Annotated in this window: 12 protein-coding genes; 5 read left to right on the top strand and 7 right to left on the bottom strand. The window is 57.4% G+C overall.

The window, feature by feature from the left end; translation table 11 throughout:
* Nucleotides 1–44: 44 nt before the first annotated feature.
* Complete coding sequence (locus PMI30_RS03685) at nucleotides 45–1,469, top strand: gamma-aminobutyraldehyde dehydrogenase (protein WP_008014033.1); 1,425 nt, start codon at nucleotides 45–47, stop codon at nucleotides 1,467–1,469.
* 167 nt (nucleotides 1,470–1,636) lie between these two features.
* On the opposite strand, the gene PMI30_RS03690 is transcribed toward PMI30_RS03685, so the two are convergent.
* Together PMI30_RS03690 and PMI30_RS03695 are read right to left on the bottom strand one after the other, a co-directional pair.
* The gene (locus tag PMI30_RS03690; RefSeq protein ID WP_008014032.1) at nucleotides 1,637–2,263 is read right to left on the bottom strand and encodes an RloB family protein; all 627 of its coding nucleotides are present in this window, start codon (nucleotides 2,261–2,263) and stop codon (nucleotides 1,637–1,639) included.
* 3 nt (nucleotides 2,264–2,266) lie between these two features.
* Complete coding sequence (locus tag PMI30_RS03695; RefSeq protein WP_008014030.1) at nucleotides 2,267–3,520, bottom strand: AAA family ATPase; 1,254 nt, start codon at nucleotides 3,518–3,520, stop codon at nucleotides 2,267–2,269.
* A gap of 438 nt (nucleotides 3,521–3,958) precedes the next feature.
* Between PMI30_RS03695 and PMI30_RS03700 the strand changes: the two genes are divergently transcribed.
* Nucleotides 3,959–4,456, top strand: coding sequence for a BRO-N domain-containing protein (locus PMI30_RS03700; protein ID WP_007897620.1), 498 nt, complete (start codon nucleotides 3,959–3,961; stop codon nucleotides 4,454–4,456).
* Between the two features lie 85 nt (nucleotides 4,457–4,541).
* Here PMI30_RS03700 and PMI30_RS03705 read toward each other — a convergent pair whose 3' ends face one another.
* Nucleotides 4,542–4,727 (bottom strand): hypothetical protein, encoded by a 186-nt coding sequence (locus PMI30_RS03705; protein WP_008014027.1) that lies wholly within the window; start codon nucleotides 4,725–4,727, stop codon nucleotides 4,542–4,544.
* Nucleotides 4,728–5,138: 411 nt separating this feature from the next.
* Between PMI30_RS03705 and PMI30_RS03710 the strand changes: the two genes are divergently transcribed.
* Nucleotides 5,139–6,764 (top strand): glucan biosynthesis protein D, encoded by a 1,626-nt coding sequence (locus PMI30_RS03710; protein ID WP_008014024.1) that lies wholly within the window; start codon nucleotides 5,139–5,141, stop codon nucleotides 6,762–6,764.
* A gap of 191 nt (nucleotides 6,765–6,955) precedes the next feature.
* On the opposite strand, the gene PMI30_RS03715 is transcribed toward PMI30_RS03710, so the two are convergent.
* From PMI30_RS03715 to PMI30_RS03725, 3 genes are all read right to left on the bottom strand, one after another.
* A complete protein-coding gene (locus tag PMI30_RS03715; protein ID WP_008014022.1) occupies nucleotides 6,956–8,062 on the bottom strand; it encodes an NADH:flavin oxidoreductase/NADH oxidase in 1,107 nt (368 codons plus the stop codon).
* A gap of 267 nt (nucleotides 8,063–8,329) precedes the next feature.
* Nucleotides 8,330–10,039 (bottom strand): single-stranded-DNA-specific exonuclease RecJ, encoded by a 1,710-nt coding sequence (recJ, locus tag PMI30_RS03720; RefSeq protein ID WP_008014020.1) that lies wholly within the window; start codon nucleotides 10,037–10,039, stop codon nucleotides 8,330–8,332.
* A 66-nt stretch (nucleotides 10,040–10,105) separates the two neighbouring features.
* A complete protein-coding gene (locus PMI30_RS03725) occupies nucleotides 10,106–10,648 on the bottom strand; it encodes a YaeQ family protein (RefSeq protein WP_007897614.1) in 543 nt (180 codons plus the stop codon).
* Between the two features lie 147 nt (nucleotides 10,649–10,795).
* Here PMI30_RS03725 and PMI30_RS03730 point away from each other — a divergent pair, with 147 nt between their 5' ends.
* Together PMI30_RS03730 and PMI30_RS03735 are read left to right on the top strand one after the other, a co-directional pair.
* Nucleotides 10,796–11,995, top strand: a complete 1,200-nt coding sequence (locus tag PMI30_RS03730; RefSeq protein ID WP_008014018.1) for a CaiB/BaiF CoA transferase family protein — start codon at nucleotides 10,796–10,798, stop codon at nucleotides 11,993–11,995.
* On the top strand, nucleotides 11,976–12,902 hold the full coding sequence (locus PMI30_RS03735; protein ID WP_008014016.1) for a TIGR02285 family protein: 927 nt from the start codon (nucleotides 11,976–11,978) through the stop codon (nucleotides 12,900–12,902). The genes PMI30_RS03730 and PMI30_RS03735 overlap by 20 nt, the downstream gene beginning before the upstream one ends.
* A gap of 170 nt (nucleotides 12,903–13,072) precedes the next feature.
* On the opposite strand, the gene PMI30_RS03740 is transcribed toward PMI30_RS03735, so the two are convergent.
* Nucleotides 13,073–13,360, bottom strand: coding sequence for a DUF3509 domain-containing protein (locus tag PMI30_RS03740; protein WP_008014014.1), 288 nt, complete (start codon nucleotides 13,358–13,360; stop codon nucleotides 13,073–13,075).
* Nucleotides 13,361–13,650 lie beyond the last annotated feature (290 nt).

Genomic DNA, 13,650 nt, shown 5'->3' with positions numbered 1-13,650 from the left:
TTCGGTTCCGACAGCAAAACAACAGCTTCGATGAGGACATAGCCATGCAAACCAAACTCTTGATCAACGGCCAACTCGTCAATGGCGACGGCCCTGCCCAAGCGGTGTTCAACCCGGCCCTGGGCCGCGTGCTGGTAGAAATCAACGAAGCCAGCGAAGCCCAGGTCGACGCCGCCGTGCGTGCCGCCGACAACGCCTTCCAAGCCTGGTCGCAAACCACGCCGAAAGAACGCTCGTTGCTGCTGCTCAAACTCGCCGACATCGTCGAAGCCCATGGCGAAGAGCTGGCCAAACTGGAGTCGGATAATTGCGGCAAACCCTACAGCGCTGCGCTGAACGATGAGATCCCGGCGATTGCCGACGTGTTCCGTTTCTTCGCCGGCGCCAGTCGCTGCATGAGCGGTGCGCTGGGAGGGGAATACCTGCCCGGCCACACTTCGATGATCCGTCGCGACCCAGTGGGCGTGATTGCCTCCATCGCGCCGTGGAACTACCCGCTGATGATGGTCGCCTGGAAAATCGCCCCGGCCCTGGCCGCCGGTAATACCGTGGTGCTCAAGCCGTCGGAACAAACCCCGCTGACCGCCCTGCGCCTGGTGGAGCTGGCGTCGGACATCTTCCCGGCTGGCGTGCTTAACCTCGTATTCGGGCGTGGTCCTACGGTCGGCAGCCCATTGGTTACACATCCGAAAGTGCGCATGGTGTCGCTGACCGGCTCGATCGCCACCGGCTCGAACATCATTTCCAGCACCGCCGGCAACGTCAAACGCATGCACATGGAACTGGGCGGCAAGGCGCCGGTGATCATCTTCGACGATGCCGACATCGACGCCGCCGTGGAAGGCATCCGCACCTTCGGTTTCTACAACGCCGGCCAGGACTGCACCGCCGCCTGCCGTATTTACGCGCAAGCAGGCATCTACGACCAGTTCGTCGAAAAGCTCGGTGCGGCAGTCAGCAGTATCAAGTACGGCTTGCAGGACGATCCATCGACGGAGCTTGGCCCGTTGATCAGCGCACAACATCGCGACCGCGTAACCGGATTGGTCGAGCGTGCCATGGCGCAACCGCACATTCGTTTAATCACTGGCGGCAAAGCGGTGGAAGGCAACGGTTTCTTCTTTGAACCGACGGTGCTGGCCGACGTACAACAGGACGACGAGATCGTGCGCCGCGAAGTATTCGGGCCGGTAGTGTCGGTCACCAAGTTCACCGATGAAGCGCAAGCACTGGCCTGGGCCAACGACTCAGACTACGGCCTGGCGTCGTCGATCTGGACCGCGGACGTCGGCTGCGCCCATCGCCTGTCTGCACGCTTGCAGTATGGCTGCACCTGGGTGAATACCCACTTCATGCTGGTCAGTGAAATGCCGCATGGCGGTCAGAAACTGTCCGGTTATGGGAAGGACATGTCGATGTATGGGCTGGAGGACTACACCGTTGTGCGGCATGTGATGTTCAAGCATTAAAAGCTTCGCGGGCAAGCCTCGCTCCTACAGGATTTGCGCAATCTCTGTGAGAGCGGGCTTGCTCGCGAATGGCCCGTGCACCACCAGGTCCCACACCAAAAGCCAAACAAATTGAACCGATATAACACCATCAATGCTGGCCACATCTCTTGGCAGGGTTGATGGTGCTAGATCGGCTGAGGCTTGGAGAGGGTTTCGAATTCATCCATCAGCAGATAGATTTCGGTACTGGGATTGGGTTCGCCGCTGATGGCGACGTCTTCGAGAATCTTGGGTGCCAAAGCTCTGGCTTTCTGAAAAGGCTCACCCAATAGCTGAGCAAAATAGCTGATGCCTTTGCCCTTCTGGTACTTATCCATGTTCGGCTTTTCTCTGAGGCTCTTGGCTACCAAGTCGCCCGGAGAGTTTTTCCCAACAGCTCTAAATGGCTTTCGATTAAAACCGAAGTGCAAAAGAAGCCAAAACTCAAAACAGGGAAACGATGCTATGACTTTGATTTTCGGATGAGGTCTCGCCAGATCTATCGCTCTCTCAAAACATTGGTGCGTATCGCGATCCAATGCACAAAACACTTTGTCGAAACGCTTCTGACGGGCAATGGCTCTTTCTACAATTCCGCTCGGGTGCGTGACGCCGCAGTGGGCAATTTCTACCTGAGCTTTGGCGCGAAAATGAAACGCAGCCTCCTCCAGATACCGTTTTCCTGACTTGCTATCTTCACAGAGAACCAGCACTTGGGGCTGAGGCTTGAATCTTGATTTCTTCCGATCAAATGATTTTATCGAGTGCACCATTAGTCACCCCCGCCTAATCAGAGGCAAACCGCGGTAACGGCCTTCAAAGTAGCGTTTCTCAACATCCTCCCCCTCTCGCCCTTCAAAATCGTGAACGGAAAAAACACTGGTTGCTCCATTGGCATCGCGCTCAGTGATCCAGAACTGATCACGCCGCAGAATTTTTTCATTCATTAGATGAGTATCGTGTGTCGTAAAGATCAGCTGAGTATCCAATCCGCTATCGAGATGTTTCCCGATCAGATCAGCAACTATTTCAGGATGGAGGCTGCTGTCCAACTCATCGACAGACAGTATCCCGCTGCCATCTGCACGATTGATCATGAACCAGGGCAACCAAAAGCCAATCAGGTTTTTTGTGCCTCCGGACTCCTCTGAAAAATCAAACTCTGCTGTTCCCAAAAGACTTGTATGTGTCAGGGTCACTTTGTCTTTTTGCGCCGCCGCGAAGAATTCTTTAAGCGTGAGCTTCTTCTTGGTCGGAACAGCATCTGCGTCCTCAGTATTGAGTTGAATAGCAGACACCGGAATATCCACTGCCCTTAAGAACTCCTTTAAATCGACTGTGTAGTCCGAGGCAACCTGCAAAAACCTGATGGAAGCGGCAGACAGCCCCATCATATTGTTCTGCTCAATGACAAGAAGACCGGTTTGAAACCAGGCAAACGGCGCTCGCAACTGAGTCAGTTCTTCGCTGCTGTTCGCAACGGCCTGCGAAATAAACAACACCTTCGGGCTCGTCAGGCGCCGCCAGGCATTGTGGACATCTTTCCCCCCCTCAAGACTTGAACCAAAAACATACTGCTCTCCCTCATCACCAAAACGACGTTCATACAGCAGTGTTTCTTTCCCTTTGGGATAGGAGACCAGTTGTTCCTTGATTATCCGTTGCGAAGTAATGCACAGGACAAACCGATATCGGAGCCCTTTTTGAATGAAGTTGTATTCAAAAAAACTGGGTTCGTCCTTGAGCTGCGGGTCAAAACGAAACGGTGAAACCGGCAGCGGATCATCATTTGAGGAGGGGGTCGTTGCAAGCAGGCGTCCCATGATCCCCATCGCCTGGATAAGAGAAGATTTACCGGACGCGTTAGGCCCGTAAATCGCCGCAACCTTCAACAAGTCCGGTAGTTTTTCACCACTCACGGAAGGTTTGATTACATTGCGCTTTTTACTCAGGCGTGGAGTCGCCACCATGGACAGGGTTTGCGCCTCACGGAAGGAGCGATAATTGGAAACCGAAAATTCGATCAACATGTAGAAATCCTGCACTTAACTCCGGAAAGCAGAATAAATATAGGAAAAACCATTCATTTGGCGCTGTCTCTCTGCACCTCGTGCAAAAACAGGAAATTCCTACAGATGGAACCTTCAAGTAAAGGCAACGATTCCTACAACAAGCGTCGCCAGAGTAGACTTGGCGCCGCGAGCGCCTGAACGATAGGCTTTACCTCGTCGCTGCCAAACCAGCGACCCGGGGTCGAAGCCGGAACATCATCAACATGGCGCATCCGCGCCCCCATATGAACTGGGGCAATTTTTGCCTTTCAGCTTCGCTTTATGGTGGGCCGTGTGGCGCGGGCCTCTCGGCTTACATGTTGATCGAGAATGTTCCGACTTCGAACGCCGCGCGGTCCGCCACCCCAATCTGTCGAAGGATTAGTGGCGGCTTCCTTTTCAACATGGAGTCGAAAAATGCTTGAGCACACGCTAAATCCCTCTGAAATCCATCCTCATTACACTCCTACTGTCTTCACCCGCCACAACCGTTTCCTCCACGCTTTTATGCAGGACAACCAAGCCTGGTTCTGTGTCCAAGACCTTGGTCGCTTAATGGGTCGACCGCTGGACCAACGACTCACCCTGAAGCTCGATCCTGATCAACGCCAATATGTGTGGCTGCTGAAGAACGGCAAAACGACCGAATCACTGATGGTCAGTGAATCAGGGATGTATGCCCTGCTCGTTCATCATTTCGTCCCGGAAAACCGAAACCTGCGCCAGTGGCTGAGCAATGAGGTCATGCCAATGCTGCGTGATTCGAACGCAGCATCGGTGGGAAACATCCCGAGCCTGAGTTCGTTGCAGTGGGCTGGGATCTCTGTGCCGCTGCTGCATTGGCAGCATCAGGCCTGGATCAAATGGCGGGACATGCCTGATCTGATGCAGGCACAGCGGCCATTCACGATTTGATTTGTAGTCGTTGAACTGATGCACAAAGGGACGGACTTTTACAGTCCGCCCCTCTGGGTTTCCAACATCCCTCGATCTCCTACCGTTAAAACCGCGAAACACTCCTCATCGCATCCACCAGATACCGCATCGCAATCCGGTCGCTCTCCGACAGTTCGCGATACCGCTCCACCAACTTCAACTCCTCCGAACTGAGCCGACGCCTTCGCCGACCGGTGGTCAGGCAAGGGAAGATTCCTAATATTTCAGTGATGCCTTGTACTTTCGACATGGACGATGTCCTTCTATACGTCAGAGAAAACTTCAAAACCGCATCGCCCTATCACTTTCAGCGACCACCTTGTACCCGCTGAACCCACCGGCCTGAAGGGCCGAAACCGGTCATGCCCATAGAATAGAAATTAAATCGGCGCTGAAAAGCAGTTTTTAGAGTAATTAGTCGAGAAAAGCAGATATGCCCTATAAATCAGAAAGTGCTGTGAGAAACGTTACCTGACATGTCTTGTTTCATTGCCGCGCTGTCGCGGTGCCATCAATCATTTTTGCTCTTTCACCGAACGGTTTAAGCTATTTGGCATCTGTTCTAAAGTCCGTTGCGTTTGGCCAAGGCATGTCCGAACCGTTATTTTTGATCCAGCACGTGCCAGGAACGGCGCGGGATTGTTCACGACAGGTTGTACTTATGCACCGCAGGAATTTGCTTAAAGCCTCCATGGCCATCGCGGCTTACACCGGTCTTTCGGCCACCGGCCTATTGGCTGCACGCGCCTGGGCTGGCAGCAGCGCTGCTGATGGCGACGCTGTGGCGTTCGACTTCGAAGCGCTGAAGAGCCAGGCCAAACAGCTCGCCGGCAAGCCTTATCAGGACACCAAGCAGGTGCTGCCGCCGACGCTGGCGACCATGACGCCGCAGAATTTCAACGCGATCCGCTACGACGGCAATCACTCGCTGTGGAAGGACTTGAAGGGTCAGCTGGACGTGCAGTTTTTCCACGTCGGCATGGGTTTCAAGCAACCGGTGCGCATGTACAGCGTCGATCCCAAGACTCGACTGGCGCGCGAGGTGCATTTCCGCCCGTCGCTGTTCAACTACGAAAAAACTACCGTCGACACTAAGCAGCTCAAAGGCGACCTGGGTTTCTCCGGGTTCAAGCTGTTCAAGGCCCCGGAGCTGGATAAGCACGACGTGTTGTCCTTCCTCGGCGCCAGCTATTTCCGTGCGGTAGATGCCACCGGCCAGTACGGTTTGTCGGCCCGCGGCCTGGCGATCGATACGTACGCCAAGAAGCGTGAAGAATTTCCGGACTTCACCAAGTTCTGGTTCGAGACACCGGACAAGGACAGCACCCGTTTCGTGGTTTACGCCCTGCTCGATTCGCCGAGCGCCACTGGCGCCTACCGTTTTGACATCGACTGCCAGGCCGAGCGCGTGGTGATGGACGTCGACGCTCACGTCAATGCCCGCACCGCCATCGAACAGCTGGGCATCGCGCCGATGACCAGCATGTTCAGCTGCGGCAAGCATGAACGGCGCATGTGCGACACCATTCACCCGCAAATCCACGATTCCGATCGCCTGGCCATGTGGCGCGGCAATGGCGAGTGGATCTGCCGCCCACTGAACAACCCGGCCACCCTGCAATTCAATGCCTTTGCCGACACCGACCCAAAAGGCTTTGGTCTGGTGCAGACCGATCACGAGTTCGCCAATTATCAGGACACCGTCGATTGGTACAGCAAGCGCCCGAGCCTGTGGGTAGAGCCTACGACCGCGTGGGGCGAAGGCTCTATCGATTTGCTGGAAATTCCTACAACCGGCGAAACCCTGGATAACATCGTTGCGTTCTGGACACCGAAAAAACCGGTCGCGGCCGGGGATTCCCTCAACTACGGCTACAAGCTCTATTGGAGCTCCCTGCCACCGGTGAGCACGCCTCTGGCACGGGTCAACGCTACCCGTTCAGGCATGGGAGGTTTCATTGAAGGCTGGGCGCCGGGCGAGCATTACCCAGAGGTCTGGGCGCGACGCTTTGCCGTGGATTTCACCGGTGGTGGTCTGGACCGTTTGCCCGAAGGCGCGGGGATCGAGCCGGTGGTGACCTGCTCGAACGGCGAAGTGAAGGACTTCAACGTGTTGGTGCTCGATGACATCAAGGGCTACCGCATTACCTTCGACTGGTACCCGACCAATGACAGCGTGGCACCGGTGGAGTTGCGGTTGTTCATTCGCACCAATGACCGGACGTTGAGTGAAACCTGGTTGTACCAGTATTTCCCGCCGGCGCCGGAGAAGCGTAAGTACACCTGAGAGTAAACGGATGTCTGAACTGGCCCCATCGCGAGCAGGCTCGCTCCTACGGGATCGGTGATGAACGCTCCGCCTTGTAGGAGCGAGGCTTGCCCGCGAAGACGGCCTGACAGACAACAAACATCTCAGCACAGAAACGCAAAAAAGCCCCGGTCAACACGACCGGGGCTTTTTGGTTTTTACAGCGGCATTCAGTCACGCAAATCCGATTCATGAATCGGCTGGTCACGATGGGTGGCCCGCTGGTATTGCGCCGGCCAGATAGCTTTGTGCCCGCCCAGATCGTCATCGGCATGCAGCGGCCAATACGGATCACGCAACAATTCCCGGGCGAGGAAGATGATGTCGGCCTGACAGGTGCGCAGAATGTGCTCGGCCTGGGCCGGTTCGGTGATCATTCCTACGGTGCCGGTGGCAATGCCTGACTCTTTGCGTACGCGTTCGGCGAAACGGGTTTGATAACCGGGGCCTGTAGGAATCTCGGCGTTTACCGCCGTACCGCCCGACGAGACGTCGATCAGGTCCACGCCCAGATCTTTTAGGCGTCGCGCCAGCTCCACGGTTTCATCGGGGTTCCAGCCGTCCTCCACCCAATCGGTGGCCGACACCCGCACAAACACCGGTAACTCTTCAGGCCACACGGCCCGCACCGCTTCGGTGACTTGCAGTACCAGCCGAATCCGATTCTCGAACGAACCGCCGTACTGATCGCGCCGCTGATTGCTCAGAGGCGAAAGAAATTGGTGCAACAGGTAACCGTGGGCGGCGTGTACTTCGACCACTTTGAAACCGGCGGTCAGCGCCCGTTTTGCCGAATCGACGAAGGCCTGGATGACGTCAGCGATCTCGCCCTCATCGAGCTGCTTCGGTGGTGTGTGCTGGGGGTCGAAGGCGATCGGCGAAGGACCGACCGGGATCCAGCCGCCGTCTTCCGGCTTGACGCTGCCATGCTTGCCGAGCCACGGCCGATGCGTGCTGGCCTTGCGCCCGGCATGGGCCAACTGGATACCGGCAACGGCGCCTTGGGCGGCGATGAAGCGCGTAATACGTTGCAAGGGTTCGATCTGTTGATCATTCCAGAGACCGAGGTCCTGGGCAGTAATCCGCCCGTCGGCGGTGACCGCCGTGGCTTCGGTGAACACCAGACCAGCGCCGCCGATAGCACGGCTGCCGAGGTGGACCAGATGCCAGTCATTGGCCAGCCCATCGACGCTGGAGTACTGGCACATCGGTGACACCGCAATGCGGTTAAGCAGGGTCAATTGACGAAGGGTATAGGGTTCAAGCAGCAGACTCATGGGGCACCTCTCGAATCAGTGGGCAGGCTCCAGGGTTCTGTTTGAATAGTCGACGAGTGACAGGAAAAAGGTGCAGCACCCGCCCCCGCGGGCAAAAAATTCGACAAGACGTCACAAGGATAATCAAGCAGTGCTTAGAGCCTAGTCGACATCGGGGGATGAGGGAGGGTTTAGAGAGATTCGGTGTGAGGGAAATTGCTTTCGCGGGCAAGCCTCGCTCCTACAGATTTCGGTGATCTGTAGGAGCAAGGCTTGCCCGCGAAGGCCTTAACGCGGTTCGATGTGGGCAATCATCAACTGAACGGTCTCGTTCCCACGGAACTCATTGAGGTCGAGTTTGTAGGCCAATTCCACCCACTTGATGGTCGGATTTGGCCAGATGTCGCGGTCGATACCGAAGGCGATTCCATCAAGCTTCACCGAACCGCATTCACTCTTCAGCACCACTTTGAGGTGCCGCTCACCCACGACGCGTTGCTCGACCAACTGGAACACCCCGTGAAACAGCGGCTCCGGGAAGTGTTGCCCCCACGGCCCGGCGTGGCGCAGGGCGCGGGCCAGTTCCAGGTGAAACTCTTCGACCGCCAACGTGCCGTCCGACAGCAGGCGCCCGGTCAGGTCATCTTCACGCAACTGCCTACGCACTTCAGCGTCGAAGGCCTCGGCAAACAACGGAAAATTCTCTTCCGGCAACGTCAGGCCCGCCGCCATGGCGTGGCCGCCGTATTTGCTGATCAGGTTCGGATGCTGCGCCGCGACCACGCTCAAGGCGTCACGAATATGAAAGCCCTGGACCGAACGCCCCGAGCCCTTGAGCAGGCCATCGCCGGCATCGGCAAAGGCAATGGTCGGACGGAAATAGCGCTCTTTCATACGAGAGGCGAGGATACCGATGACACCCTGGTGCCACTCGGGATCGAACAGGCACAGGCCGAACGGCATCGATTCCAGCGGTAAATCCTTGAGCTGGGCCAGCGCCTCACGCTGCATGCCCTGCTCGATGGATTTGCGGTCCTGGTTCATGCCATCCAGCTGAGCGGCCATTTCACGGGCAGCGCCCGCGTCTTCGGTGAGCAGGCATTCGATGCCCAGGCTCATATCGTCCAGACGCCCCGCCGCGTTCAGGCGCGGGCCAAGGATGAAGCCCAGATCGGTGGAGGTGATGCGCGAATGGTCACGCTTGGCCACTTCAAGGATCGCCTTGAGACCCGGCCGAGCGCGCCCGGCGCGAATCCGCTCGAGGCCCTGATGCACCAGAATCCGGTTATTGGCATCCAGTGGCACCACGTCGGCGACGCTGCCCAGCGCCACCAGGTCCAGCAGTTCGCCAATGTTCGGCTGCGGCTTGCTCTCGTACCAACCCAGGCTGCGCAAGCGCGCGCGCAGGGCCATCAGCACATAGAAAATCACCCCGACGCCGGCCAGGGCTTTGCTCGGGAACTCGCAACCCGGCTGGTTAGGATTGACGATGGCATCGGCCAACGGCAGCTCATCACCGGGCAAGTGGTGATCGGTGACGAGAACCTTGAGCCCGGCCTTTTTTGCCGCCGCCACGCCTTCGACGCTGGAGATGCCGTTGTCCACGGTAATCAGCAGGTGCGGTTCGCGGGTCAGCGCCACTTCGACGATCTCCGGCGTCAGGCCATAGCCGTACTCGAACCGGTTCGGCACCAGATAGTCGACATGCGCCGCGCCCAACAGGCGCAACCCCAACATGCCCACGGTGCTGGCCGTCGCACCGTCGGCGTCGAAGTCGCCGACGATCAGAATCCGCTGACGTTGCTCCAGGGCCGTCACCAGCAAATCCACCGCCGCATCGATGCCTTTGAGTTGCTGGTACGGAATCAGCCGCACCAGGCTCTTGTCCAGTTCAGCCTCGGACTGCACGCCCCGCGCTGCGTAAAGGCGGGTCAGCAGCGGTGGAATATCACCGAGGAACGGCAGGGTGTCGGGCAACAGGCGAGGTTCGATGCGCATGGGGTGACAGGTGCTTCTCTTGAATACGTAGGATAAAACCGGGTAACGCGGTTCAACGGCGAATAATCAGCCGCGTTCACCGCTCAGCCACTGCAACTGGACTTCGTGCTGACCACGGTCGTCGGTGACGAAAATCGTTCCTTCGCTGATCATCACATCCCACTTGATAACGCGCGGCATGTCCTTGGCCAGGGTTTCCAGCACTTCCTGGGGTACAGCGGCGATGTGAACGTTTTTCAGGTTTTTGATCGCCGGGATCACTTTGGTTTCCCAGACCCGCAGGCTGCCGTAAGCCAGCAGGCTGGTGCGCTCGGTTCGGCGCGAGCACCAGGTCAGGCGATCGGCGTCTGGCTGACCGACTTCGATCCAGTGCAGGACACGATCATCCAGGCTCTTTTCCCACAGCGCTGGCTCATCCACGTCTGACAGACCGCGACCGAAGGACAGCTGCTCGTTGTACCAGAAGGCGTAGGCCAGCAGCCGCACGGTCATGCGCTCTTCAGTTTCCGAAGGGTGACGGGCGATGGTCTGCTTCACGCTCTCATAGACACTGCGATCGAGGTCGGTGAGGTTCAGTTCAAACTTGTAGGTCGTGGACGGCTGGGCCATGAACGGGCTTCTTGATACGAGGAAAGGCGGCAAGTCTAACCGATGCAACAGGCAATCAACGAATTGAAGGCGATCAACTTTGGGCGATGGACGTCGGCCTATGTTAAAACTCTGCATCCGCTCAGCCTTTGTCCTACAGGATTCAGCATGCCGTTTTCCAACAAACCGCTCTCCGGTCTGAAAGTCATCGAATTGGGTACGTTGATTGCCGGGCCGTTTGCCTCGCGTATTTGCGGCGAGTTCGGCGCCGAAGTGATCAAGATCGAGTCCCCGGACGGCGGCGATCCGCTGCGCAAATGGCGCAAGTTGTACGAAGGCACTTCGCTGTGGTGGTTCGTTCAGGCGCGTAACAAGAAGTCTTTGACCCTGAACCTGAAACACCCGGACGGCCTGGCGATTCTGAAACAGCTGCTCAGCGAAGCGGACATTTTGATCGAGAATTTTCGCCCCGGCGTGCTGGAAAAACTCGGCCTGGGTTGGGAAGTCTTGCACGCGTTGAACCCCAAACTGGTGATGGTGCGACTTTCGGGTTTTGGCCAGACCGGGCCGATGAAAGATCAGCCGGGCTTCGGCGCGGTCGGTGAGTCCATGGGCGGCCTGCGCTACATCACCGGGTTCGAGGACCGGCCGCCGGTGCGCACCGGGATTTCCATCGGTGATTCGATTGCCGCGCTCTGGGGTGTGATCGGTGCACTGATGGCCTTGCGTCATCGCGAGGTCAATGGAGGCTTGGGACAAGTGGTGGATGTGGCGCTGTACGAAGCGATCTTCGCCATGATGGAAAGCATGGTTCCGGAGTTCGACGTGTTCGGCTTCATCCGTGAACGCACCGGCAACATCATGCCGGGCATCACGCCCTCCTCCATTCACACCAGCGCCGATGGCAAACACGTGCAGATCGGCGCCAACGGCGATGCGATCTTCAAGCGTTTCATGCTGATCATCGGTCGCGAAGACCTGGCCAACGACCCTGTGCTGGCCAGCAACGACGGACGCGATAGCCGTCGCGACGAGATTTACGGGGTGATCGATCGCTGGGTCAACTCACTGCCACTGGACGCGGTGATCGAGCAACTGAACCAGGCCGACGTTCCCGCCAGCCGGATCTTCAGTGCCGAAGACATGTTCAGCGATCCGCAGTACCTGGCCCGGGAAATGTTCCTGCAAGCCAAGCTGCCCGACGGCAAGGACTTCAAGATGCCCGGCATTGTGCCAAAACTCTCTGAGACACCCGGCAGCTCCGAATGGGTCGGGCCGCAGCTGGGTGAACACAATGCGCAAGTACTCCACGACTTGGGTTACGACTCGGCACAGATCGCACGGCTACGTGAAGACGGGGCCATCTAAGCTGAAGCGCCTGCTTTCATCCGTAATCGATTACGCCGGCATCGGGCGTGTGCTGTCGGTGCTCGGGCTGTTGGCGGGGCTGATATCCCCGGCCCTGGCGCAACCCAAGGAACATTTGCTCTGGCTGCTGCGCGACCTGCCCCCCGTGACAATCTTCGAAGGCCCGAAAAAAGGCCAAGGCGTTATCGATCAACTGATGCCGCTGTTGATCGCCGGTATGCCGCAGTACGAACACACCCTGATGCGGGTCAATCGTGCCCGCGGCATGCAAATGCTCCATGAAGAATCCTTTACCTGCGATCCCTCGCTGATCTGGAGCAAGGAGCGCGAACAATGGATCGCCTTTTCCATTCCGGCCTTCCGGGCGGTCAGCAATGGGCTGGTGATTCGACATGAAGACCGGTCGGTGCTGGAGCCCTTTCTCTTTGGTGATGAAGTCGATCTGGCAGCACTGTTGGCCAGCGGTCGAGAGAAAGTCGGTGTGGTCGCCGAGCGCCGTTACGGTCAGTTTCTCGACACGCTGCTGCAACAGGCGCCGCCCGGCGCGCTGATGCCCCACTACGGCAACAACGCCCTCGGCAGTCTGTTGCAGATGCAGCGCCTGGGTCGTTTGCAGGTAGTCTTGGGTTACTGGCCGGAAATCCGCTATCAGGCTCGTCAGGAAAATATTACCGATGAGCAGTTGGAGTTCTATTCGGTCAAAGGCACGGGCAAATACTTGTCCGGGTACATCGGTTGCTCGAATACGCCCCAGGGGCGACAGGCAATCAGTGAAATCAATCAGCTCTTGCGCGCCCTGCCCCGCGAGCGCCTGGACCCGCTGTACGCCGACTGGCTCGATCCGCAAAGACGCAAGGACTACCTGGAAGAAACCAGGGCCTTTTTCGAGCGTCAGGCCGCGCAGTGACAAATCGCAGGCAAAAAGAAACCCCGAGAAGTGGGGAGACGACTCGGGGTTAAACGTGGCCTACAAAAAGACCAGTGGCAACAAGCTACAAGCACCGGAGCACAATGCTTGATCCTGCTGTTACATGGTCTGACTGACCTTGGCGCAGGAAGGTTCCCACAAAAAACAATTCAATTCCGGCTGGCCAGGATCTTGTCCTGAGCAGCATTGCGCAACGCCGCGATGACACAGGGCTCCAGACGTCCTTCAGCAATCAGCACGTCGCGGTGCAGCCCGTCGACGACATCCGTCAGCAGACGTTTATCGGTTAACTGGGCCTGATTGAACGCTCGTTCGACCACGATAGCGCCGCTCGTACTCTTCAGTGTCACCAGGCACTCACCATGGGCACCCGACGGGGTCAACTTGACCAGATACGGGCTCAGAGCCTCACCGAGCAATAGACTGATACTTTCCATCTCGATCACCACTCAATAGTCCGAAAACAAAGTGCCTGGGGCGTGTCCACAGTAAATGACCACAGGCCCGAGAAGAAAGTTCTGGATTCCAACGGCAGGCGCACCGGCGCCTCTGGTAGATAGAGCATGCACGGTAAAGATGACAGTAAAAAAACAGATTATTCATGCCACTCAGTTAAGAAAGGATGCCAAGTGCAAAACCTGTGGCGAGGGGGCTTGCCCCCGTTCGGCTGCGAAGCAGTCGCAAATTCGGTGCATGCGGTGTGCTTGGCAGAATGAGGTTGCAGGTT

It is taken from the genome of Pseudomonas sp. GM50 (genome assembly GCF_000282375.1).
In the GTDB taxonomy this organism is placed as follows: domain Bacteria; phylum Pseudomonadota; class Gammaproteobacteria; order Pseudomonadales; family Pseudomonadaceae; genus Aquipseudomonas.
Note: the sequence above shows the minus strand (reverse complement) of the source record. Positions and strands in the feature narration are given on the sequence as shown.